The 24,182-nt window shown below is 67.3% G+C and carries 20 protein-coding genes; 7 read left to right on the forward strand and 13 right to left on the reverse strand.

Annotated features, from left to right (window positions below):
- Positions 1-59: 59 nt before the first annotated feature.
- The 3 genes from AC1MEQ_RS05580 to AC1MEQ_RS05590 form a co-directional block, all read right to left on the reverse strand.
- Positions 60-686, reverse strand: a complete 627-nt coding sequence (locus AC1MEQ_RS05580) for a phosphoribosylanthranilate isomerase (RefSeq protein WP_479794713.1) — start codon at positions 684-686, stop codon at positions 60-62.
- A 112-nt stretch (positions 687-798) separates the two neighbouring features.
- The gene (locus tag AC1MEQ_RS05585) at positions 799-1,962 is read right to left on the reverse strand and encodes a M20/M25/M40 family metallo-hydrolase (protein WP_479794715.1); all 1,164 of its coding nucleotides are present in this window, start codon (positions 1,960-1,962) and stop codon (positions 799-801) included.
- Between the two features lie 52 nt (positions 1,963-2,014).
- Positions 2,015-3,547 (reverse strand): AbgT family transporter, encoded by a 1,533-nt coding sequence (locus AC1MEQ_RS05590; RefSeq protein ID WP_479794717.1) that lies wholly within the window; start codon positions 3,545-3,547, stop codon positions 2,015-2,017.
- Positions 3,548-3,697: 150 nt separating this feature from the next.
- Between AC1MEQ_RS05590 and AC1MEQ_RS05595 the strand changes: the two genes are divergently transcribed.
- Entirely contained in the window at positions 3,698-4,717 is a 1,020-nt protein-coding gene (locus AC1MEQ_RS05595; protein ID WP_479794718.1) for an Lrp/AsnC family transcriptional regulator, read from the forward strand.
- A gap of 30 nt (positions 4,718-4,747) precedes the next feature.
- On the opposite strand, the gene AC1MEQ_RS05600 is transcribed toward AC1MEQ_RS05595, so the two are convergent.
- Entirely contained in the window at positions 4,748-5,311 is a 564-nt protein-coding gene (locus AC1MEQ_RS05600; protein ID WP_479794720.1) for a helix-turn-helix domain-containing protein, read from the reverse strand.
- 71 nt (positions 5,312-5,382) lie between these two features.
- Here AC1MEQ_RS05600 and AC1MEQ_RS05605 point away from each other — a divergent pair, with 71 nt between their 5' ends.
- Together AC1MEQ_RS05605 and AC1MEQ_RS05610 are read left to right on the forward strand one after the other, a co-directional pair.
- Positions 5,383-6,330: an NAD(P)/FAD-dependent oxidoreductase gene (locus tag AC1MEQ_RS05605; protein ID WP_479794722.1), complete on the forward strand. Its 948-nt coding sequence runs from the start codon at positions 5,383-5,385 to the stop codon at positions 6,328-6,330.
- Positions 6,327-7,016: a class I SAM-dependent methyltransferase gene (locus tag AC1MEQ_RS05610; RefSeq protein WP_479794724.1), complete on the forward strand. Its 690-nt coding sequence runs from the start codon at positions 6,327-6,329 to the stop codon at positions 7,014-7,016. Before AC1MEQ_RS05605 ends, AC1MEQ_RS05610 begins: the two co-directional genes overlap by 4 nt.
- Position 7,017: 1 nt before the next feature.
- Here the strand turns inward: AC1MEQ_RS05610 and AC1MEQ_RS05615 are convergent, their stop codons facing one another.
- Positions 7,018-7,767, reverse strand: coding sequence for a sulfite exporter TauE/SafE family protein (locus AC1MEQ_RS05615; RefSeq protein ID WP_479794726.1), 750 nt, complete (start codon positions 7,765-7,767; stop codon positions 7,018-7,020).
- Positions 7,768-7,855: 88 nt separating this feature from the next.
- Positions 7,856-8,599, reverse strand: coding sequence for a GAF and ANTAR domain-containing protein (locus tag AC1MEQ_RS05620; protein ID WP_479794728.1), 744 nt, complete (start codon positions 8,597-8,599; stop codon positions 7,856-7,858).
- A 209-nt stretch (positions 8,600-8,808) separates the two neighbouring features.
- Between AC1MEQ_RS05620 and AC1MEQ_RS05625 the strand changes: the two genes are divergently transcribed.
- On the forward strand, positions 8,809-9,204 hold the full coding sequence (locus AC1MEQ_RS05625; RefSeq protein WP_479794730.1) for a hypothetical protein: 396 nt from the start codon (positions 8,809-8,811) through the stop codon (positions 9,202-9,204).
- Between the two features lie 127 nt (positions 9,205-9,331).
- On the forward strand, positions 9,332-10,138 hold the full coding sequence (locus AC1MEQ_RS05630) for a hypothetical protein (RefSeq protein ID WP_479794732.1): 807 nt from the start codon (positions 9,332-9,334) through the stop codon (positions 10,136-10,138).
- A gap of 104 nt (positions 10,139-10,242) precedes the next feature.
- Here the strand turns inward: AC1MEQ_RS05630 and hrpB are convergent, their stop codons facing one another.
- The 5 genes from hrpB to AC1MEQ_RS05655 form a co-directional block, all read right to left on the reverse strand.
- Positions 10,243-12,924, reverse strand: a complete 2,682-nt coding sequence (gene hrpB / locus AC1MEQ_RS05635) for an ATP-dependent helicase HrpB (protein WP_479794734.1) — start codon at positions 12,922-12,924, stop codon at positions 10,243-10,245.
- 91 nt (positions 12,925-13,015) lie between these two features.
- Positions 13,016-14,236 carry an MFS transporter gene (locus tag AC1MEQ_RS05640; RefSeq protein ID WP_479794736.1) on the reverse strand — a complete coding sequence of 407 codons (1,221 nt, stop codon included), beginning with the start codon at positions 14,234-14,236 and terminating at the stop codon, positions 13,016-13,018.
- Between the two features lie 142 nt (positions 14,237-14,378).
- Positions 14,379-15,410 (reverse strand): NADP-dependent oxidoreductase, encoded by a 1,032-nt coding sequence (locus AC1MEQ_RS05645; RefSeq protein ID WP_479794738.1) that lies wholly within the window; start codon positions 15,408-15,410, stop codon positions 14,379-14,381.
- A gap of 83 nt (positions 15,411-15,493) precedes the next feature.
- Positions 15,494-15,922 carry a hypothetical protein gene (locus tag AC1MEQ_RS05650; protein WP_479794740.1) on the reverse strand — a complete coding sequence of 143 codons (429 nt, stop codon included), beginning with the start codon at positions 15,920-15,922 and terminating at the stop codon, positions 15,494-15,496.
- 260 nt (positions 15,923-16,182) lie between these two features.
- The gene (locus tag AC1MEQ_RS05655) at positions 16,183-17,022 is read right to left on the reverse strand and encodes a hypothetical protein (RefSeq protein WP_479794742.1); all 840 of its coding nucleotides are present in this window, start codon (positions 17,020-17,022) and stop codon (positions 16,183-16,185) included.
- A 365-nt stretch (positions 17,023-17,387) separates the two neighbouring features.
- On the opposite strand from AC1MEQ_RS05655, the gene lgt reads away from it, so the two are divergent.
- Entirely contained in the window at positions 17,388-18,446 is a 1,059-nt protein-coding gene (gene lgt, locus AC1MEQ_RS05660) for a prolipoprotein diacylglyceryl transferase (protein WP_479794744.1), read from the forward strand.
- Positions 18,447-18,572: 126 nt separating this feature from the next.
- On the opposite strand, the gene AC1MEQ_RS05665 is transcribed toward lgt, so the two are convergent.
- A complete protein-coding gene (locus tag AC1MEQ_RS05665) occupies positions 18,573-21,113 on the reverse strand; it encodes an excinuclease ABC subunit UvrA (RefSeq protein ID WP_479794746.1) in 2,541 nt (846 codons plus the stop codon).
- Positions 21,114-21,376: 263 nt separating this feature from the next.
- Positions 21,377-21,556 (reverse strand): hypothetical protein, encoded by a 180-nt coding sequence (locus tag AC1MEQ_RS05670; RefSeq protein ID WP_479794748.1) that lies wholly within the window; start codon positions 21,554-21,556, stop codon positions 21,377-21,379.
- A gap of 293 nt (positions 21,557-21,849) precedes the next feature.
- On the opposite strand from AC1MEQ_RS05670, the gene AC1MEQ_RS05675 reads away from it, so the two are divergent.
- On the forward strand, positions 21,850-24,171 hold the full coding sequence (locus AC1MEQ_RS05675; protein ID WP_479794750.1) for an FdhF/YdeP family oxidoreductase: 2,322 nt from the start codon (positions 21,850-21,852) through the stop codon (positions 24,169-24,171).
- The last annotated feature ends 11 nt before the right edge of the window (positions 24,172-24,182 follow it).

A 24,182-nucleotide genomic window follows, 5' to 3' on the forward strand; every position in this document is an offset into this window, starting at 1 on the left:
CACCACGGGGACATGGCACCAGAGAACGCGTGGGGTGGAGTTGTCGCCGGGCCGTGGCCTCAGGCGTCGACGGCGCGTGCGGCCCGGATGAAGTCGCGGATCAGTGACGCGTCCTTGACGCCCCGGCTCGACTCGACGCCGCTGGAGACATCCGCGCCGCTCGCCCCGGATCCGCCCAGCAGCGCCCCGACGTTGCCCGGATTCAGCCCCCCGGCCAGCAGCCAGAATCCCCCAGGCGTGCGATCCGCCAGCACCGAGGCGTCGAACGTCTGCCCGGCGCCGGGTTCGACGGCGTCCAGCAGGACCCGCTCCCCCGCCCACGCGGCACGCTCCGACGCCGGCAAGGCGGTGAATGCCTGCGCGGAAAAGGCCCGCAGGGTGCGGAACCCGGCGGCCTGCACCTGCCGGACGTCCGCGAGCGATTCGTCGCCGTGCAGCTGCACGGTGGTGACCCCGGCCGCCCGGGCCGTTTCCAGCACGACGGCGAGGGGCTGGTTGCGGAAGACGGCCACGGTCTCGACGGTGTCGGGAACCGTGGCCACCAGCCCGCGCACGGTGTCCGCGTCGACGGTGCGGGCGCTGCCCGGGGCGAAGATGAACCCGAGGGCGTCCGCCCGGGCCTCGACGGCCGCGGCCACCATCTCGGGCGTGCGCAGGCCGCAGATCTTCACGTATCGTTCGGCCATCGCCCGCTCTCCCACCGTCTGTCGTCGTCGCTCCCGGGAATCGGGCGCAAGGTCCCATTATCCAACATGTGGGTCCGGCGCCATAGAAGACCCGTCACAGGGGCCGGCGAGGTTAGGCCAGCCCGGCCGCGAGCTTCCCCATGGCCTCTGCGGTGATGGCGGTGTAGAGCGGGATCGCATCCGGGTAGATGTATTCGTTCCGTGCGTGGGCGCCATCGCCGACGGCACCCATGCCGCAGAGCACGGGTATGCCCAGGGCGGCGACGAAGTTGGCGTCGCTGCCGCCGCCGACCGAAATGCCTGTCAGGTCATGGCCGAAGTCGGCCGCGGCCTTGCGCACGAGGCTGAAGAGCTTCTCCCCTGGTTGGCCCATGGACATCGGTGGTCGGTTCCAGTTGTGCTCGATGTCCAGGGTGACGCGTTGGTCGCTGACCTCCAACGCATCGAATGCCGCGTCGACCCGTTGCATTTCCCCGCCGTTTTCGACCCTGATGTCCACCACGGCCGTTGCATGACCGGCCGAGACGTTGGTGCCGGAGCCGCCGCTGACCAGCCCCACGTTGATGGAGGTTCCCTTGGACAGGTCAGCGATGCGGGTGGCGGCGGTGATGGCCTCGGCGATGGCGTGGATGGCGCTGGCACCGGCTGTCGGGTTGAGGCCCGCGTGGGCTTCCACACCGGTGGCTGTCATGCGGAAGATACCGATTCCCTTGCGTCCCGTCTTGACCGCACCTCCGGAGGTGGGTTCAAGCACGAGCACGGCGTCGGCGTCGCGGGCCGCGGCTTCGATGTGCGGGCGCGAGGACAGCGAGCCGATCTCCTCGTCGCCGTTGAAGAGGAAGGTGACGGTGGGCGTATCGAGTCCGGTCTCCCGCAGCAGCCGCAGGGCCCAGATGCCCTGGACCAGCCCGGTTTTCATGTCGAAGATCCCCGGACCGCTCAGGGTGGGTCGTCCGGCGTCGTCGGTGGATTCGCGGATGCCCCACGTCTCCAGGGTCCCGGTCGGCCACACGGTGTCATAGTGGGCGATGACGAGCACGCGCCCCACTCCGGTTCCCGGGTAGGTCATTTTCACCGTGGGCCCCTGGTCGCCGCCGTCGAGGATGTCCAGGTTGGCGGGCTCGCCGAGGTGGCCAATGGTCAGTTGCCTGATGTGTTCGGCGCCCTGTTGGAGTGCCGTCAGGTCGTAGCTGTGCGTCTCGAGGCGGACGAGGTCGGCAATGTCCTGCACCATGGCTGGCTGGGCCGACTGGGCCGATTCCAAATGTGATGTCATGCGGGTGCTCCTTGGTTTTGCGTATGGGGTTCGCGTAGCCCGGGGCCGGTTCTCAGATGCCGAAGGGAATCCCGAGTCCGAACCACAGCATGAAGAAGGCGATCCACACGACCCAGATAACCATGGCGAGGGGAATCGTGAAGGAAGCCAAGGTTCCGATGCCTGCGGACTTGCGGTATTGCTGGATGAAGCCCAGCGCCATCACGAAGTAGGGGCTCATCGGGGTCACGCAGTTGGTGACCGAGTCCGCGATCCGGTACATGGCCTGGGTTGTCTCCGGCGCGATGTCCAGCAGCATCAACATCGGGACGAAGATCGGAGCGGCCAACGACCACATGGCCGAGCCACTGGTCACCACGAAGTTCATGATCGAGATCATGACCGCCAGCCCCAGGAGGATGGCCCAGGCGGGCGCATTGAGACGCTCCAGGGAACCGGCTCCGGTGATGGCGAGGACTTCCCCGATGCCGGTCCACTTGAAGTAGGCCAGGAACTGGGAGATGGCAAAGAACAGCACCAGAATCGGGGCCATCGACTTCATGCCCTCCACCATGGCCGACAGGGCGTCGGACGTTTTGGCGTAGGTTCCGGCGGTCCGGCCGTAGACGAACCCGACGACAGCGAAGAACAAGCCGATGACAAAGGCCATCCCGCTGATCACCGGCGATGCCAGAATGCTGCCGCCCTCCCCACGCAAGGGAGACGTCGACGGAAGCATGGCGGCCACGAGGACCACGAAGAAAATGATGGCGGCCCACCCCGACCGGCGCAGGGCACGGCGTTGGACGTTGGTGATCATGAGGTCCGAGAGCGTCGGCCCGTTGTCGTCGTTGTCGTCCGCGTCGAGGTCCGGACGTTTGGCCAGCACCAGCTCCACCACCAGGGTGATGGTGATGGCAATGAGCACCGATGAGGCCGCGCCGAAGAAGTAGTTGGCCAGCGGCGTCACATGCACGGTCGCATCGATGGTCGTTGCCGCGGCTGTCGTGATCGACGAAAGCAGGACGTCGGTAGTGGTCAACGACGGCGAGGCATCGTACCCGGCCGAAATCGAGACGAAGGCGACGATTGCACCGAGCACGGGACTGCGCCCCACGGCACGGAAGATCATGGCACCCAGCGGGATGAGGGTCACGTAGGCGGCATCGCCGGCCACGTGGCCGACCATTGCCGCCATGGAGAGGGCAAAGGTCACGTACTTGGCCGGCATGCGGGTTACCGTCTGGCGCAACACCGCATCGATCAATCCGCTGCGCTCGGCGACGGCGATTCCCAGCAGGGTGGTCATGATGGTGGCCAGCGGAGGGAAATTGGCAAAGTTCTTGACCGCATCGCCGATGATCGTCTGCATTCCGTCGGCGCTCAGAAGGCTGCGGATCTGCACAGTCTCGCCGGAGCTGGGATTAATGGCGGAGATTCCCGCGCCTTCCAGGATCGCGCTGAGGACGATCACCACGGCAGCGAGGATCCAGAAGAGCCAGAACGGTTGCGGGAGCTTGTTTCCAACCCGTTCGATGGCCCCGAAGATGCGGAACGAGGCCCGGACAAAGGCCGACTGGGGTTCGGTCCCGAGTGATGTTTCCATGCGTATTTCCCTACTCTGCAAGCAAGTTTATGGCGTAGCTCACGATGTTATTGCAGGTAATACTCAAAAAACAAGACATTTTTGCATGAACTGCTCACTTGATGGTTGATGAACGCGGGCAATCGGCGGGTTTCATGCGAAGATGGACCCATGCTGGACGATTTGGACCGGGCAATCATTGGAGTACTCCACGCGAACCCGCGTGCCCCCTGGGATGAGATCGCACCCATCGTCGGCGTTAACGCGAGTACGGTATCCCGCCGCTATGCCCGGTTGGCCACGGAAAACATCGTCCGGGTCGTCGGCGAAGTCAATTGGGGCCTGTATTCATCCACCCTCCCTGTCCACCTCCGAGTGGAGACCAACGGGGCGCCCCCCTCGCAGATAGCCGATGCCCTGGCCGAATTCGGCAATATCCAGCACCTGGCCCTGGCCTACGGTCGCTATCCCATATTTGCGACGCTGCATGCACCCACCGAAGAAAAGGCTGCGGAGATCCTCCGCACCATCCACGAACTACCCGGCGTGTCCTCGGTGATCACCCTTCCGGTGCTGGCATATGCCGTCAAGGGGTCCGGCTGGGATCCACAGATCCTGGATGACCGACAGCGGGAGCTGTGCGTTCCTGCGTCGCCGCCCATCCCACAGCACGAGGAAACCACTGCCGCACCGAGCGGCTTCGCCCTGCCCGACGACCAGGAAAAGCGGGCACTGTCCCTGCTCCAACAGGATGCGCGCGCAACGGCTTCACGGATCGGCAGCGAACTTGGCCTCGCGCACTCGACGGCCAATCGAATGCTCCACCGCTTCATGTCCAACGGCTGGTTTCGGCCCCGGGTTGAAATCGACGGCGCCTACCTGGGGTACGAGGCTCCGTTCGCCCTGCGGGCCAAGGCCTCCCACGAGTCCATCACGGCCGTATGCCGGGAGCTCGCACACCATCCATCAACGCGGTTCGTCACGCAAGTCGCCTCGGAGTACAACGTCTTCTGCACCGGACTGGCCCGAAACCGTGCGCATCTGGCGGAGCTGATCAACGAGGACTTCGGGACCATTCCGGGCATTCGCGAACTGGACATCGACTTGTTCCTCATGGAAACCAAGAGATTCTGGATGTCCCGCGGACCGGGCCAGCGTCTGGGTGACTTCGCGCCTCCGGCCCTCATTTAGGAGCCATGACGCGGGCCAACCCCGACCGGCTCACCGCTCGTCTGGCGTCTGCGTGTGGATCCGTTCGCCGTCGGCTCCGAAAATGCTCAGCACGTCCACCGGCTTGCCGTCGGCCGAACCCATGGCGTGGGGGACCCGGGTGTCGAACTCCGCTGCCTCGCCGGGGCCCAACACCAGGTCGCGGTCGCCGAGCTGCAGGCGCAGCTGGCCCGCGAGGACATACACCCAGTCATGGCCGTCGTGCACGCGCTGTTCCGGCAGGGTCTTGCGTCCGGGATAGGTCATCCGGAAGGTCTGGGTCGGCGAATTCGGCGGGGAGAGCCTGAGGGTCCGGATGCCATGGTGTGTCGTCGTCACCGGTCGGATCCGCGGGTCGGGCACCTCGGCGGGGATGAGGTCGTCGATGGTGATGCGCAGCTCGCGGGTCAGCGGCAGCAGCAGTTCCAGGCTGGCCTGACGCTTTCCCGATTCCAGGCGGGACAGCGTGGAGACCGACATGCCGGCCTTCCTGGCCAGGTCATCCAGAGTCCTGTCCTGCTTCACCCGGGCCGCCCGCAGCCGGGGTCCGACCTGCTCGAGTACCGTGTCTTTCATCCCACACTCCAAACTTGCTGTTTTCGCAAAGATAGTTGCAAGTTTAGCACCCTCTGTTCCAAGGTTGAATCATGGAAACCACGAACGATTTCGACGTCATCATCATCGGCGCCGGCGCAGCAGGACTCAGCGCCGCACAAATGCTCGGCCGCTCCCTGCGCAGCGTCCTGATACTCGACACGGCCAGCCCACGCAACCGCTTTGCCGCACACATGCACGGCATCCTGGGTGGCGACGGTCTGAACCCGCGGGATTTCCTGGCCCGTGGACGCGCGGAGGCCGAGGCCTACGGCGTCCAATTCAGCGCCACCGGCGCCTCCACCGTCACCGAAACGGCCACCGGAATTGCCGTGACCACCACCGACGGCTCCATCCGAACCGCCCGCCGGCTCATCGCCGCCACCGGCGTCCGCGACGACCTCCCACCCCTCCCTGGGCTGGCCGAAGGCTGGGGCCGCGACGTGCTGCACTGCCCCTACTGCCATGGCTGGGAAGTCAGGGGCCGGCGACTCGGCGTGCTCGCCACCTCACCCATGGGCCTGCACCAAGCCCACCTCATCCGGCAGTGGAGCGAGGACGTGGTGCTCCTCAGCGCGGATGCCGGTCCGATCGATGACAGCGTCGCCCGCACGCTTGGCTCACGCGGCGTGGTCATCGAGCCACGGCGCGTGACCGAGGTGACCAGGAACGACGCCGGTGCCCTCACCGGGGTGCGCCTGACGGACGGAGACAAGGTGGCTCTCGACGCGATCTTCACCGCCGGGAAGCTGCACCCGAACGATGCCTACCTGGACGACCTGGGACTGGAACGCGACGAGATGCCCTTCGGCAGCTTCATCCACGCCGACTTCGCCGGCAAGACCAGCAACCCCCGCGTCTTCGCCGCCGGGAACATCACCAATCCGATGGCCAATGTGCCGATCAGCATGTCGGCCGGCACGATGGCTGGCAGCATGGTCAACATGGACCTGGTGACCGAGGACTTCGACCTCGCCACCGAGCGGATCGACGCAGCATGAACGAACGGATCGAGGACACGATGGAACACCACCATGAGCACCATCACGACGGCGAAGCCGGGCCCCCCGTGGACGCACAGGTCTTCTGGGATGCCCGCTACGGCGAGCGCGAGAGGATCTGGAGCGGTTCGGCCAACCGCGCTCTGGTGGACATCGTCACCGGAGTCAAGCCGGGCACCGCACTTGACCTGGGGTGCGGCGAAGGCGGCGACTCGCTTTGGCTGGCCGAGGCCGGCTGGAAGGTCACCGGCGTCGACATCTCTCAGACGGCACTGGAACGCGCGCGGGAAGAATCCAGGACCCGCGCGATGAGGCAGGAGATCGAGTGGATGCAGATCGATCTCGCCCAGGACTTCCCGGCGGGGACGTTCGATCTGGTCTCCGCCTGCTTCCTGGCCTCGCAAATCCCCCTGCCGCGGGGCGAGATCCTGCGCCGGGCAGCGACTGCGGTCGCCCCGGGCGGCATGTTGCTGCTGGTCTCCCATGCGAGCGCTCCACCGTGGGCCGGAAATCACCACCACGGTCCGCGGGACTTCCCCTCGCCGACGGAGGAACTGGCAGCACTGGATCTGGACGATGCCGCCTGGGAGATCACGACGGCGGAAACCAGGTCGCGCGAGGCCACCGGCCCCAATGGCGAGCCGGGCACCCTGGAGGACACCGTCGTCGTCGTTCAGCGGCGCTGATTCACGCCAGGCCGATCCACCCCTTGGCGACGGCGGCCAGCGCACCGGCGAACGCGATGGCCAGGATGAAGACCCGGGCATGATGGTCCTTGACGTGGCGTTGCAGCCGTTCCCCGCCGAAGATCCCGATGGCGATGGCCAGCACGAACAACCCCCAGTCCCACCAGGGCAGCACGAGTTGCTGTTCCGGGGCGACCACGCCCTTGGAGACGACGGTGACGAAGCCGATCACGGCGAAGAACGGCTGCATCGTGGCGGCGAAGGAGCGCTGCGGCCACCGCGAGAGCACCGCGTAGGCGCTGACCGCTGGACCACCGACCCCGGCCATGGCGTTCGTCAGCCCCGATAGCGCGCCGGCCACGGCGCGGGGTGCCGGCCCACTGATGTGGGCGTTCGCCCGGGACAGGCCAACGGATAGCAGCAATGCGATCAGCACGACGATGCCCACCACCAGGGACAGTGGCGCGGATTCCATCCGGGAGGCGATGATGGCCCCGCCTACCGACCCAACGACGCTGAAGGCGGTGAGCCAGCGGAATGCGGACCAGTTGATGTCCTTCCAGACCCGCGGGGTGATGAGCACCGAGGAGACGACACCGCAGATGTTGACCAGCAGGACGCCGTCGTGCGGGCCGAGCAACAGGACCAGGAACGGGGACGACAGCATGGCGAACCCCAATCCGGCGACCCGTTGGGCGACGGCGCCGACAAGTACCAGGCCGGCGGCGACGGCAACGATTTGGGGATCCACCGAGCTAGCCTACCGGTGGCCGAAGGGAAGCCCTTCCAGCCGCTGGCCGGACGGCGTGCCACCTGGTCCGGGCCCCGTCGTCCGCGGTTCAGCTGAAGTGTGTCGTGGGTTCCGGCTGCCCCAGCGCGGCGACGATCTCGGAGGCGACGTCGCGCAGCTTGCTGTTCCTGCCGCTGGAGGCCGCGCGGAGCACTTCGAAGGCCTCCTGCTGCCCGCACCGGTTTTCGGCCATGATCACGCCCACGGCGATGTCGATGGTGGTGCGCGACTCCAGCGCGGCACGCAGGTCCGCAGCCGACTCCACGTAGTGGGCGAAGCGCAGGCCCATGCGCAGGGCCTTGGACCATTGCGCCACGTGCGCTTGGACGTCTGCGGTCGTGGCCGGATCGAAGCAGTCGGTGGTCGTCGAGTAGAGGTTCAGCGCCGCCTGGCCGTCGGCCCCCAGTTCGAAGGGCACGGCGAGGATGGAGCGGATGCCTTCGCGTTCCAGGGGATCGGTGAAATCGGGCCACCGGCGATCGGCGGCCACGTCGGCGACGAAGACCAGTTCGTGTTCGCGTGCGGCGGTCAGGCACGGTCCGTCACCGAAGCCGTACTGGATTTCGTCCAGGTACCGGGCCCGTTCCGAGCTGCTGGCCACGGTGGCTGCCTTGCGGCCGCGCAGGAGCGTGATGCCGCTGAGGATATCGGTGCCGTCATGGCGGAAGGAAGCCGCGGCATGGCGGGCCAGTCCGTCTAGGAAGTCGGCGAGATCGCTTTCCTCCAGGACCAGGGAGTGAATGTGGTCCCAGAGGGCGGGGTCCGGGTAGTTCGCAGCTTCGAGCGTTTCCAATGAGGCCGATCCATGGGTCGTCCGGTCCTGGGGTGCCATGGATCCGGAGAGCTGTTGGATGGCTTGCTGCTAAACCATCGGCATTTATTGTAGGCATATCGCGGGCACTTCGCGCGTATTCCGACGCTCCCTTCCGCTGCCTTTTACGCGGATTCAAGGAGCCCGGCGTTGCCTCCGGACACACCGGCAACCGCTGGTCGCCCCAGGGCATGTTCTCCGTGACCGAGGCCTTCGGCTCCGGCAACCCGGGCACGAAGCTGTCCTACCGCAAGCTGAACCCCAGGTCCCGTTGGCCGGGCACCGCCGGGTCCTCCTACAACAAGTACTATCTGGACAAGTCGGCCTCGCACCGGCGCTGGCCCGATGAGAACCTCTACAGGATCATGAAGGCCGGTGACTACAAGCAGGCAGTGGTCATCGACTACAACCGGCCGCCGGATGCACGGATCAAACAGGGCGCCGGCTTCGCGATCTTCCTGCACACCCACGTCGTCCCGACCTGGGGTTGCATCGCCATCGGCTACGGGCTGCTGGTGAAATACGTGAAGATCGCGCGCAAGGGCGACCAGTTCATCGTGGGCGTGCGCTCGGACATCTTCCGGTAACCGCACGTAGGCTCGGCCCCGCCCGTCCCAAAGTGTCGGAGGCGCCCCCTATCTTCGGGTTATCACTCGCCGCAGCGAACCGGGCATTCCGTCCGGCGCCCCAGCGGCACATCTCGAAGGGGGGTTCGTGATGTTTTCCCAACATCCGGACTCAGGAGCTGGGCCGGAAGGTTTTTCCCAGCACAATGTTCCAGCGCGGCCCAAGAAGCCGTGGTATCTGCGCTGGTGGGCCATCACACTGGGCGCACTCATCGTCATCTCGGTCCTCGGCAACCTCCTGGGAAGCGAACCGTCGACCACGGCGTCGACCGCCCCGGGTTCGGACGCGGTAACCGCAGCTGGCACCTCCGAAGTCGCCGACGCGGCTGCGCAGGAGGCATCTGCCTCCGCAGCGGCCGCAGCCGCCGAAGCCGAGGCAGAGGCCGAAGCGCAGGCGCAGGCCAGCGAACAGGCAGCAGCAGAAGCCGAAGCCGAACGCCAGGCGAAGGCCGAGCAGGCTGCCGCCAAGGCCGAGGCCAAAGCCGAAGCGGCCGCCAAGAAGAAGGCGAAGGCCGCGGAGAAGAAGCGCATCGACTCGGCCCAGCCGGTGTCGGCGCGTGAATTGTCATTGATCGTGAAGAAGCCGGACTCCCACACCGGGGAAACGCTGGTCGTCTACGGTGAGATCACGCAGTTCGATTCCGCGACCGGTTCCTGCATCTTCCGGGCCGACATCGCCCAGGCGAACATGGCCGATGCGTGGGACTACGAGCACAACTCAATCTTCACCGCAGGTGACGGAGACGAAAACTGCCCGCAGCTCGACAAGTTCGTCGCGGAAGACCAGGCCCGCATCACGGCCACGGTCGTGAGTTCCTTCAGCTACGACACACAGATTGGCGGCAGTACCACGGTGCCGTTGTTCAAGGTGGAGAAGATCAGCTTGGTGAAGTAGAAACGCGACGTTCCACCTCGGGTGGTTCGACGCAGGTGCGGGAGGACAGTTGACGGGCTGTCCTCCCGTTCTATGTCATCCGGCAGCCGCAGACAGGATGATCGCTAGCGGCCGCCGCCCTCGGCCAGCCGCCGCTTGGTCTTGGCGGTGGCCGGAACGCTCCACGGGTCCTCCGGCCACGGGTGCTTCGGGTACCGGCCGCGCATTTCGGCACGGACCTGGGCATAGGGGCCGGCCCAGAACGAGGCCAGGTCATCCGTGACCGCCAGGGGGTGCCTGCCCGGGGACAACAGGTGAAAGAGCACGGGCACGCGGCCATCGGCCAGCCGCGGTGTCTCGGTCCAACCGAAGCATTCCTGCAACTTCACGGCCACCACGGGCCGACCGTCCTCTTCGTCGATCTTCGGGTAGGCGATCCGCACATTGGATCCGCTGGGGACCTGCAGACGCTCCGGAGCCAGCTCGCCGAACCGCGAAGCCTCGGGCCAGGGCAACAGGCGCCGCAGCGGCTCGGCCAGGTCGATGGATTTCACATTCGCCCCACCGGCCAGTCGATCCAGTTCCGGGGACAGCCATGTGTCCAACCGCTCCAAGAGCGCGGACTCGGAGACATCGGGCCATGGCTCCCCGAGTTCGCGATGCAGCAGGGCCAGGCGGCGGCGCAACGCGTCGGCCCCGGGTGAGAATCCGATGACCTGCAGACCGTCACGCCCGAGTGCGACCGCCACGGCGGCACGGGCACTTTTCACCGAGGCCCGTACCGGCGTCGTGCTCAGAACGATGGCGCCGAGTCGGCGTTCGCGGCGGGCCGCCACCTTGCCCGATGTGAAGCGCGCTTCCACGCGGTCGGTGAGCAGATGCGCAGCGGCGGCCTCGACCAGTTCCTCCTCCAGGGGTGCGGCGGAGCGGATGACGGCGCCGGTACCGGCGGCGTTCCTTCCTGCGGCGCGGGAGACCTCGGCGATCGCCAGCCATTCGTGCCCGGAGAGCGGTGAACCGGCCGGCAAGCCGGCGCGGGTGCCGGAGGCGAGCAGGTAGCTCTCCTGGGCGCCGCCCGTCGCGCGCCGGGCGACCCGGTCCGGATAGGCCAGGGCGACCACCAGCCCCGCCTCGCCCGCGGGGGCGGCGTCGTGCCGGTTGTTGCCGGAGGGGGGATTCGTCGTGGGGGTGCTGGCTCCCCCGGCGATGCCCTCGAACCGCGTGGACTCGCGTTTCCACGCCCGGGCCGATGGATCGGACCCGTTGCGCAGGGATGCCAGCAATCGGGTCAGGTCCGCTCCAGGGGCCCGTGCGCCGCCGGCGACCATGGCCACGATTTCCGCGACGTGGCGGGCGGCCGTCTTCCGGTGGTTTCCCGTGCCGGAACCCAGCCACGCGGTGCCGTCGATGAGCGCCCGGGCGAGCCGGGGCTCGGCGGGGATCCCGGACAACGTCCGTCCCACCTGGGTGGCCAGCCCGCCGACATCGATGGCGCCGAGCTCGGCGAGCACCTCGAGGGCGTCGCGCAGTGTTGCGGCCGGTGGATCATCCGGGAGCTTCAGGCCCCGGCCGCCGGGTGCGCCCCAGCAGGCCAGGGTCAGGGCCGCGCCGGTCAGTTCGGCGACGGCGATCTCCGGGGTCGGATGTGCCGGCGCCGCGCCAAAGGTCTTCTGGTCGTAGCAGCGCACCACGGTGCCCGCGCCCTGGCGGGCGGCACGGCCGGCCCGCTGGTCGCAGGAGGCGCGGGAGGCGGAGACGGTCACCAGTCCGGTCATGCCGCGGGTGGTATCACGCCGGGGTTCGCGGGACAGCCCGGAATCGATGACCAGTCGGACGCCGGGCACCGTGAGCGAGGATTCGGCCAGCGACGTGGAGACGATGATGCGCGCCGGGTCCCCGGCCGCGCGTCCGGAGATCGCCCGGTCCTGGGTGGCAGCGTCGATCTGGCCGTGCAGTTCGAGCACCTCGGTGGGCGAGCCGGACACGCGGCGGCGCAGGCTGGCGGCTACCTGCCCGACCTCCCACGCGCCGGGCACGAACACGAGGGCGTCGATGTCAGGGTTCCCGGCCAGCGCCGCCCGGTGTGCCGCCGCGGCGGTGCCGGCCACGTGGTCCAGGAAACCCCGGGTCACGCCGCGTTCATCCAACCGCGGTGTCGGGGATGGCTCCCACCGAGTGTCCAGCGGGTGCAGCGCGGAGGAGCAGTCGATGACGGGGGCCGGCCCCTCGCCGTCGTGCACCCCGATCAGTGCGGCGAAGCGCGGGGCGTCGAGCGTCGCGGACATGGCCAGGAACGCCAAGTCGCCGCGCAGTTCGTGGACCTCCGCGAGCATGCCGAGCAGCAGGTCGGTATCCAGTGCGCGTTCGTGGACCTCGTCGATGATGACCGCGGCGATGCCGTCGAGCCCTGGGTCCGCGAGCAGCCGGCGCAGCAGGATCCCCGGGGTCACGAATTCCACCAGCGTTGCGGCACTGGCGTGGTGTTCGCCGCGGACCGTGTAGCCGACGCGGTCGCCCACCCGGCTGCCGTCGAGCTGGGCCAGCCGACGGGCCGCGGCTCGGGCGGCCACCCGGCGCGGCTGCGTCACGATGACCCGGCCGGCCAGGTTGGCCACGAGCGGCGGGACCAGGGTGGTCTTGCCGGTACCGGGCGGCGCCTGGACCACGGCGGTGCCCGCCGGCGCCCGCTCGGCCAGTGCCGTCTCGAGGGCGTCCAAGGATTCGGCGAAGACGAGTCCGGCGCCGATGGCGGCCAGATCGAAGGGCCGGTCGGCCGCAGGGGACGGGCCGGGAGACGGGGGGTTCACCCCTCCATTGTGCCCGGCTCGTCCGACCAACCAGGACATGCTTGCAGGGGCGTTGCTGGCTTCTACGGTAGATTCCACGGCCCTCGCGGGCCTATGTGCTGTGCTGCGAAATGGCAAGGGACGCTTTCTGCCATTTCTGCAAATATACCCAGCAGATGACCGCGCACAAGATGAAGGCCAATGCTCCGGCGAGGAATGGGGCAGCCAGCCCGACCCCGCTCGCGAGGACCCCGCCGATTCCTGCTCCCACGGCCAATCCCGCCAACCCGAATAGCTTGGATACCGAATTGACCCTGCCCCGCAATGCCTCGGGGACCAGGCGTTGGCGCAGGGAACTCATGCAGACGCTGAAGAGGACGGCATGCAGAATGTACGCGGCCAGGCACAAGCCGGCCAACCAGGCCATGTCAGTCAGCCCGATGACCAGCAAGCTCAGCGCTCCCAGGAGCAGGCTTCCGGTGCCGGTGACGGCGTATCCAAGTTTCCTGCGAAGTGGCCCTGCAATCCCGGCCCCCAGCAGTCCGCCCAGAGCCGAAGCCGAGAGCAGGACGCCATAGCCGGCCGGCTCCAGGCCCAGGATTTCCTCGGCGAAGAGGACAAGTATCGAGAAGGGCATCATGTAGCCGACGCTGGCCAGACCGCCGATGATTGCCAGTGAACGCAGGAGCTCATGGCGGGCCAACCAGGATGCGCCCTCCACCACCTCCCGACGCAGGGAACGGGAAGACCCACCGGGTTGCTTCGCACGGAAAGTCCCCGCCAACGACATGAAGACGAGGGCTGCGGCTGCGTAGGCACCCCCCGTGACGGCAATGGGCAAGGCAATTGCCACGGCGAACATCAAGCCGCCCAACGGCGGACCGACGAATTCATCCGCCACCAGCTGGGTGGCAGAGATCTGGCTATTGGCCCGCTCCAAGTCGGCGTTGTCCACGAGCGAGGGCAGCAGTGACAATGCGGCGTTATCGGCTGCCGTCTCCACGACACCGATGACGGAAAACACCACGTACAGCCCCAGAATCGAGCCGGCGTCGGCCGCAACCAGCATCGCCAGCACGGCTAGCAAGACGGCCCTCCCCAGATTGGAGACCCAGAGAATGGTCTTGCGGTCGAGCCGGTCAACGAGAGCGCCAATGGGTAGCACCGCCAAGAACCTGACAGCGGAATAGGCCATGGACAGGCCGGCAACCAACAGCGGATCGTTGGTCAATGCCGTAGCCAGAAGGGGGATGGCAATAAAGCTGATTCCATCGCCGAAGTTGGAAGCGGCATTGCCAACCCAGAGTTTCCGGTATTCGCGCCCCAAAGCCATGGTCACTGAGCCTACCGTTCAGGCGTCGGCAATCCCCCGACTCCGCGCGCCCCACCGGAAACCCGTCGGTTCCCGGCGGGGGTTCGGCCTTATCTCCCCACTTCGGTTAGCGATGTATGAGAGCGGTAAATCAACAGGGGGCTCAGTCGAAGGTCAGCACCAGGCGTCCGCGGACGCCGCCGCCTTCCAGCCGCGTGTGGGCCTCGGCAGCGCGCTCCGAGGGGAGGATCGCGGCAACATTCGGGGTCAGCACGCCGTCCTCGACGAGTTCGCGGAGCCGGTCGAGCTTGCCGTCGGCGTGGTAGTCCTCGCCCACCGCGACCCTGTGGATGGTAATGCCGCGTTCGCTCGGGCCCTCCCAGTAGCGGACGGTGGCGAACCCTCCGCCGTCCTTCACGGCTGGCAGACCCAACTCGTGCTGCACGGCGCCGTCGAGCATGCCGTCCACACCCTCCGGGTAGAGCCGGCGGATGTGCTTGGCGACGCTCTCGCCACGCGGGACCATGTGGTCGGGGTCGAGCGCCTCGACGATCCGGCGGTCCTTCTCCGCGAAATCCGCGACCACCGTCAAGCCGGCATGCTTGGCCAGCTGGACGGTGTAGCCGCCCAGCGTTCCGGCTGCACCGGTGACGGCGAGGACTTGGCCGGGTTGCAGGTCGAGCCGACGCAGCGTCTGCAGGGCCGTCAGCCCGTTCATCGGGATCGTGGAGGCCGTCTCCAGTTCGGTTCCGGCGGGGGTCTCCGCCACCGAGTCGGCGTCGGCGACCAGATAGGAGGCATAGGCACCGCCGTGTTCGCCGGCGGGCAGGGCGAGGGCCATGACCTCGTCGCCGATCTCGAATCGCGCCCCGTCCCCGACCTCGTCGATGATGCCGGCGGCGTCCATGCCGGGGACATACGGGGAATTCTTCGTCCGGATGACCTGTTGGTTTCCGCCGGATCGCACCAAGGTGTCCGTCGGGCTGACGGCGACGGCGCGGACCTTGATCCGCACCTGCCCGGGACCGGCGTGCGGCTCGGGGACCTCGTGGATGGCGAGGGCGTCCGGCCCTCCGAACTCTGTGACTCCGATGACCTTCATGAGGGCGACAACCACGACCCCGGTCCGCCTATTCCTGAGCGGTGCGGCCAGGGTCGGACGGCGAAGGTCCAACAGGCCGATTTCACGTGCCACCTCAATGGTCCTGGAGAAACGACCGAACCGAGGGCCGCTTAAGGAGCGATTCCGCGAGAGGGCCGGCCGCTGGCTCCGCGCTCCTACCAGCGGACTTCTATGCTCAACGGCGCGCAAATGTCGGTGAGCCAATTCCGGTCCCTTGGAGTCCCGAACGCCCTGGAGTGGTTAGGCAGGGGCTCCAGGTCCTCCGCCCCCACCCGATCCCCAAAGAAGACGTACGCCGCCTGTGAGTTGAAGCGCTCGGTCATCCAGATGCAGCCGTCGAAGCCCGCACGGTAGGCGGCTTCCGACCAATTCACGGTCTCTTCGTACTCAACGGGGTCCGGTTGCCCGAATATTTCGGTCACATCCCTGATGCTCACATCCAGCCGTCGATCCACGTCGTCGATGAATGCTGCCAGCCTCAGGGCGCGATTCACGGCCAACTTGACCGCGACATGGTGTGCGTAGTCGCTCGGTTGGATGGCGCCCCCGGAGCGGGGGACGTCATGAAGGATCGTCTCGTTCACTGCCGCTTTGATCCCGGAGGCGGCATAGAGGACGGGAACCATGCCGACCCGGCACTGCCCGGGCGGGATTGTCGCCGGGTTAGCGGCAGAGTCCTGCGGGCCGGGGTGGACTGGAAAGAATGCGAATCTGGTCCTGTCGCCATAGCCCGGGTTGGGCGCGTTTCCCTTCCGGCCGGAGCGGGCGTCGAAGACCCGGTAGACCGCAGCGCCCTTGGCCAGGACGTGGGTATCGACGGCGAAAGGTGACGGCGGGGCCGGGATTACCACTGGATCCCGTAGTGGCTGTGGGCTGCATCCACGATGCGTTCCACGTCGTCGAGGCGGTCGACTGGCCTGTTCCCTCCCAGTTGCCGGGTCGGGATGCAGATCCACTGAGCGAGCTCCGACAGGGGTACGTCGAACTCTTTGGCGACGTCGATCAACTTCGGGATCGCCGGCAGTACGTCCCCGTCGCGGAACTGGTAGCCCGGGTAGAGGATGGCGTTGCGTCGCCGCACGCCAAGGATCTTTCCCTTGGCGCGCTGGTCTGCCGTGAAGTCGGACGGGTTCTTCGCGCCGGAGCCCAGCAACTGTGCCACTTCGCGACTGGAAAGCATCCCATATGCTTCCGCCATATCACGCCAGGCGTTTTCCGTGGCCTGGACTCCGCGCGCCATCTGGGGGCTGACATCGGGTTCCACAGCCGCGGCAGCAATGCCGGCCGCCTTCAAGGACCGGTCGAAGTCCTCGGCCAGGTCCTTAACGGCTTCGGGCACCCGGCGCCGGCGGTCCCGGCGCATGATCTTGCTTTTGGCTGCCCGCAAACGCCCCTTGGACGCACGCGCAGGCTCCCGGATGATGACGTATTTGTGGTCGGTTGGGTCGGACGCGACCGTTACGAACCTACCAATCGTCACTTTTAGTTCCCGAGGGATGGTGCCTTCCAGCTTCTTGCCATCCTTGGTCTCGATGACCACAGCGGAAACGGCTCTTGCCCCCGGTTCCACATGCTGATGGGCTGCGCCCACCAGCTCGCCGACCAGCTTTCCGGCCCGGGCCACCGAGTCGAAAACTTTGGTCCCCTCGGCCGTGAGATCAAATGGGAGTACGTTGCCGCTCATCGTCGATCGCCGCCAATCCTAGGTTTCCAGTCTAATACCCTCTGAATAGGATCTCTAGGGTTACGTTGGTGCCGCAGACGGGAGCCGGAGAAACCTGGAGGCCGAGAGCCGCCGCCTGTAGCCGAGGAGTTGGGCGACTCGGCCGGTTTTCGGCTGGTGACGAGGGCGGCCATCTTTCTGGGCCATGCCATGTGGTGCCAGGCCTTTGCGGCAGTCGGGGGCGACTATCGTGCAGGGATCGACTTCAATGGTTGGACGCTTCTTGTTCCTTCACGGTGAAGCCCACGTCATCGCGGTGTGCCACGCACCGGCCCAAAGAATGGCATGATCGAACCTGACAACACCCCCTGACACGTAGGGTCTCGATGTACCTCCCCACCAGCATTCCCAGCCCCGATCCCGTCCTGTCCCAGCTCCACCTGGGACCGCTGACGATCCACACCTATGCCCTGTGCATCCTGGCCGGCATCGTCGCGGCCATCGTGATCACGCAGAAGCGCCTGGCCCGCCGCGGCGGCAACCCGGAGATCGTGCTCGACGTGGTCCTCTGGTGTGTTCCCCTGGGCCTGGTGGGGGCGCGTTTCTACCACGTGTTCACCCATATGAGCGACTACTTCTACCCGGGCGCCGACCCGTGGGACATCATCAAGATCTGGGATGGCGGCAATGCCCTCTATGGGTCGTTGCTGGGCGGCGCCCTCGGCGTCTACATCGGCTGCCGCCGGGCCGGCATCCGCTTCCTCTCGTTCGCCGATGCTGTGGCCCCGGCCCTGCTGGTGGCCCAGTCGATCGGACGTCTGGGCAACTGGTTCAACCACGAGCTCTTCGGCCTGCCGACCACGCTGCCCTGGGGCCTGCAGATCGAGTCCTCTAACCCGAATTTCCCGCCCGACGCACCCATCGGCACCCTGTTCCACCCGTTGTTCCTCTACGAGATCATCTGGAACCTCATCGGCGTGGCCATCATTTTGTTCCTCGAGCGCAAGATCCGCGCCCGCTGGGGCCGCGCCCTGGGCCTGTACCTCATCTGGTACGGCATGGGCCGAAGCTGGCTCGAGGCCATCCGCATCGATCCCACCTCCGACGGGTTCCTCGGAATCCCCGCCAACATGTGGACCTCGTTCGCGGCAATCGCCCTGGGCCTGGTCATCTTCATCGTCCAGGGCATCCGCCACCGAGGACCGGAGGAATCGGTCTACCGTGAGGGCTTCGAGCCGGCGGACGAGGATGAGGACGGGGACACGGAGCAGGGCGCGCAGGCGTCCGCCCCAATCCTTGAGAGTGAGACGGTGCCGGAGGAGAACCCCTCCGCCAGCGGTACCCCCGGAAATGGTGCCATCAGCGGCGAACCGGCCGACGGCCCAGGCCGACGCGGCGGCGCTGCCGGTAGGGACGACGATCCGACCGGACGCCCGTCCTCCTGACACCAGCCGTGCGGACCCGGCCAACGGGAACGTGCCGGAGCACCGAAACCTGACGGAAAGTCCGAGGACGGCTCGTGAGGCCGACGCGTCGGATTAAACAAGCCGTCCTCGGCGATGCCGGGCCAGTCAGCCGCCGAGCCGTGCCGATAGATACGGAGCGGTCCGGCTATCCGTCGACGCGGCCACCTGCTCCGGCGTCCCCTCCGCCATGATCCGGCCACCCTCGTCGCCGCCTGAGGGGCCGAGGTCGATCACCCAGTCGGCCGCAGCCACGACGTCCATCTCGTGTTCGACCACCACCACCGTGTTCCCGGCGTCGACCAGCCGGTTCAACTGGGCCAGCAGTAGCTGGACGTCGGCCGGGTGCAGACCGGTGGTCGGCTCGTCGAGCAGGTAGAGCGTATGCCCCCGTCGGGCGCGCTGGAGTTCGGTGGCCAGCTTGATCCGCTGCGCCTCGCCCCCGGAAAGCTCGGTGGCCGGCTGGCCCAGGCGCAGGTAGCCCAGACCGACCTGCCGCAGTGTCTCCAGGCTCCGAGCCGCTGCCGGCACCTCGGACAGGAAGCCGGCGGCCTGGTCCACGCTGAGCGCCAGCACCTCGGCGATGTTGCGGCCCTCGTAGGTGACCTCGAGGGTCTCCGGGTTGTAGCGGGTGCCGTGGCAGACCGGGCAGGGTCCGTAGCTGCCGGGCAGGAACAACAGCTCGACGGCCATGAACCCCTCGCCCTGGCAGTTGTCGCAGCGGCCGCCGGCCACGTTGAAGGAGAACCGTCCGGCCCCGTAGCCGCGGGCCTTCGCCTCATCCGTGGCAGCGAACGTCTTGCGTACCGCGTCGAACAGCCCGGTGTAGGTGGCCAGGTTCGAGCGCGGGGTCCGCCCGATCGGTTTCTGGTCGACCTTCACCAGCCGCCCGATGCCCTCGGCACCGTGGATGGCCCGTACCTGCGGTGACTCGCCCGCGGCGGGGGCATCGTCGTCGTCCTCGGTATCGGCGACCGGCGTGCGCACCAGCTCCCCGACCGCGTCGGCGAGCACCCGGCTGACCAGCGTCGACTTGCCCGAACCGGAGACACCCGTGACGGCTGTGAGCACGCCCAGCGGGATCCGCGCGTCGAGGTCGGCGAGGTTGTGCATGGTGATGCCCGTCAGTTCCAGCTGCCCGGTCGGCGTCCGGCCCGTGGAGGCCAGCTGCGGGCGGTCGCCGTCGTCGAACAGGTAGGAGCGGGTCAGCGAGCCGGTGACCGCCGCGAGGCCATCGACGGCCCCGGAGTAGAGCACTTCTCCCCCGCCCTCGCCGGCGCGCGGGCCGACGTCGACGATCCAGTCGGCCCGCCGCACCACGTCCATGTTGTGCTCGACGACGAACACGGAGTTGCCGCCGGATTTCAGCTCCTCGAGCACGGCCAGCAGCGGTTCGGCATCGGCGGGGTGCAGACCGGCCGACGGCTCGTCCAGGACGTAGACAACCCCGAACAGGCCCGACCGCAGCTGGGTGGCGATGCGCAGCCGCTGCATCTCCCCGGGCGAGAGCGTGGTGGTCCCACGGTCCAGGCTCAGGTACCCCAGACCCAGCCCGATGAGCACCCCGATCCGCCCGACCAGGTCGGCGGAGATGGTCGCCGCAACCTCGCTGCGTTCGCCCCAGGACCCGGACGACGGCGCCGCGGCGGCCTCGTACTCGGCTTCCGTGAGGGCCGCGGTGGGTTCGAGCAGTGCGGCCAGCTCGCCCAGGGGCAGTCGGTTCACCCCGGAGATGGTGCGGCCGGCGAAGGTGACGGCGAGCGCTCCGGCGGTCAGGCCGGTACCGCCGCACTCCCGGCACGGGCCGGAGACCATGAAGCCCAGGACCCGTTCGCGCATGGTGGCAGACTTCGAGTCGGCCAGCGTGTGCATGACATGTCGCTTCGCGCTCCAGAAGCGCCCCTTGTAGGGTTTTTCCACGCGGTCGCGCAGCGGCCTGACCTGCACCACCGGCTGCTCGTCGGTGAACAGGAGCCAGTCGCGGTCCTGCTGCGGCAGTGTCCGCCAGGGCGCGTCGATGTCGTACCCCAGTTCCGCCGAGACATCGCGGAGGTTCTTGCCCTGCCACGCACCGGGCCAGGCGGCCACGGCGCCCTCGCGGATGCTCAGGTCGGGGTTGGGAACCAACGTCTGCTCGGTGACCGTGTGGGAGACGCCCAGCCCGTGGCAGACCGGGCAGGCGCCGACGGCGGTGTTCGGGGAGAACGAGTCCGAGTCCAGCCGCGTCGCGCCCTCCGGATAGCTGCCGGCCCGCGAGAAGAGCATACGCAGCGAGTTCGACAACGTCGTGAGCGTGCCGACGCTCGAGCGCGAGCTGGGCGAACCGCGGCGTTGTTGCAGGGCCACGGCCGGGGGCAAACCGGTGATGGACTCGACCTTCGGGGTGTTGCCCTGCTGGATCAGCCGGCGGGCGTAGGGGGCGACGGATTCGAGGAAGCGCCGCTGTGCCTCGGCGAAGATCGTACCGAAGGCCAGCGAGGACTTGCCCGATCCGGACACCCCGGTGAACGCGACGATGGCATCGCGGGGCACGTCCACGTCCACGTCGACCAGGTTGTTCTCCCGGGCGCCGCGCACCCGGACGAATCCATCCACCGTTTTCTGGCCGGGGGCAGTCTGCGGTCCGGCAACCGCCGTCGAATCACTCACTGGTCGACCGTAGCAACTCCGGCGACGTCCGTCCCCGTTCGGCGTCGCCCGCCTATTCCCCCGTCCACGCACCGTCAAGGTGTCGAGGCGTATCCATGGCATCGTGGAGTACCCGGCCGATGACCAGCAGGCCACCGTCCCGACGACACACCAGGACATGGCGTGGACGGTGGACCGGCCCTGCGGACGAACGGGTGCGTCTTCGGGACAGGTGCCACGAAAAGACATCGGGCCCCCAATCCGGGCGGGCCGCGGGGCCGTCGTTATCCGCACTCGACGCCGCATCCCGCAATGCTGCGGCAAGAAGTCTCTCGTAGCGTATGCGCACCTCCTCGCCATACTGTTCGTGAGACCAAGCCAGAATCTCGACGATGTCGGATGGCAACCTTTGCAGCGTCCTCGTTCACCCGTCTCTCCAACAGGCGGAGTCCTTCGCGCAACACGTCACTGGCGTTCTGATAGCGCCCGATTTCACCACTTCCTCAACGAGTTCATGCTGGTGCTGACTTAATACAACGTTTCTTGTGGCCACTTCAATCACCTCTATTGGCAATTTATGCCAACGGGGGTGCATCGGCGAGCGGAGGCGGCGAGGGACCACCTGCCCCCTGCGACCGTCAACCACCCAGCCGGTGGACGCCGCCTCTTGCGGAGCGGCGATCCCGCTGGTAGGCCTGAAGGTGATTGCCCACATGGCGGATGCCTGAGGGGTGCGTTGCGGAAAGGGTGGGTCACCATGGCCAAGCATGTCGAGAAAGTCAGCGAACCAGCCGAGTCCGACCTCGAGGTCTCGGATCGCCCCAAGGACTGGGCCGCCGGAATACCGGGCGTCCTTCACTCCATGGAGCCGGCGGTGTCGGCGATGGGAGTCGCCCGTACCGCCAAGACCGTGATGAAGATGAACCAGAAGGACGGCTTCGACTGTCCCAGCTGCGCGTGGCCCGACCCCCACCACCGCAAGGCGTTCGAGTTCTGCGAGAACGGCGCCAAGGCGGTCACGTGGGAGGCCACCCCGATCACCATCGATTCCTCGTTTTGGGTCGAGCACTCCGTCTCGGACCTGCGCGGGAAGAGCGAATATTGGCTGGGCCAGCAAGGCCGGCTGACCGAGCCGGTGTACAAGCCCGCCGGCGAGGACCACTACCGCCCGGTCTCCTGGAACGAGGCCTTCGACCTGCTCGCCCGGAAGCTGAACTCACTGGACTCCCCCGACCAGGCGGCGTTCTACACCAGCGGACGCACCTCCAACGAGGCGGCCTTCGCCTACCAGCTCTTCGCCCGCGGCTTCGGCACCAACAACCTGCCCGACTGCTCGAACATGTGCCACGAATCCTCAGGTTGGGCGATGGGCGAGACCATTGGCGTGGGCAAGGCCACCGTGAGCTTCGAGGACTACGAGCAGGCCGACCTGATCATCATCATGGGCCAGAACCCGGGCACCAACCACCCGCGAATGCTCACCGAACTGGAGAACTGCAAGAACAACGGCGGCCACATCGTGGCCATCAACCCGTTGCCCGAGGCGGGCCTGCGCCGGTACAAGAACCCGCAGAAGGTCCGCGGAATCATCGGCCGCGGCACCGACATCGCCGACCAGTACCTGCAGATCCGGCTCAGCGGCGACATGGCCCTGATGCAGGCCGTCTCCAAACGTGTCCTGGAGGCGGAGGACCGCAACCCCGGCGCCGTCCTGGACCAGGCCTTCCTGGACCGCCACTGCCAGGGACTGCCGGAACTGCGCGAACACCTCAGCCACCTGCGCGAGGAAACCGTCCTGGAGGCCACCGGGCTGACCAGTGCCGAAATCGACGAGTTGGCGGCCCGCTACATCGCCGCCGACCGGGTCATCATCACCTGGGCCATGGGGATCACGCAGCAGAAGAAGGGCGTCGACGCCATCAAGGAGATCATCAACCTCCTGCTGCTGCGCGGCAACATGGGCAAACGCGGCGCCGGTGCCTCCCCCATCCGCGGCCACTCCAACGTCCAGGGCGACCGCACCATGGGGATCTGGGAGCAGATGCCCGACTCGTTCCTGGACTCCCTGGAGCGGGAGTTCGGCTTCAACCCGCCGCGCGAGCACGGCGTCGACTCGGTGCAGATGTTCGAGGCCATGGGCCAGGGCAAAATCAAGGTCTTCGTGGCCATGGGGGGAAACCTCGTTTCGGCGGTCTCCGACACCGGGGTCGCGCATGCCGCAATGGAGGGCACCGACCTGACAGTGCAGATTTCCACCAAGCTCAACCGCTCCCACACCGTCACCGGCGCCGAGGCGCTGATCCTGCCGACCATGGGCCGGACCGAGATCGACATCCAGGAATCCGGCGAGCAGTTCGTCACCGTGGAGGACACCGTCTGCGCCGTGCACCCCTCGTGGGGCAACGTCGAGCCGGTCTCCCACCATCTGCTCTCCGAGACGGCCATCGTCTGCCGCCTGGCCCATGCCGTGTTGGGCGACAAGGTCAACGTGGACTGGCTCGGCTTCGAGAAGGACTATGACCTGATCCGCGAACACATCTCCCGGGTCGTGCCCGGCTGCGCGAACTACAACGAGCGGGTCCGCCGGGAGGGCGGTTTCATCCTCGCCCACGGCCCCCGTGACACCCGGACCTTCCCGACCGCGACGGGCAAGGCCATGATCACGGTCAACGACCTCGAGTACGTCGAGCGGCCGGCCGGGACGCTGATCCTGCAGTCGCTGCGTTCGCACGACCAGTTCAACACGACCATCTACTCCTTCAACGACCGCTACCGGGGCATCCACAAGGGCCGCGACGTCGTCTTCGTCAACGCCGCCGACCTGGCCGAACTGGGCTTGCGGGACGGCGACTATGCCGACGTCCACGGAGTGCACGACGACGGCGTGCCCCGGGTCATGCGCCGGTGCCGGCTGGTGGAGTACCCAACGCCCCCGGGCTGCGTGGCCGCCTACTACCCGGAGGCCAACGTCCTGGTCCCCCTGAGCCTGGTGGCCGACGGCAGCAACACCCCGGTGTCCAAGGCGGTGCTGGTGCGTTTGGAGAAGGTGGACGCACCGGTTCCCGCGGCAGCCCGGTAGTCCGTCCGGCG

The organism is Arthrobacter sp. ASL1, assembly GCF_056680475.1.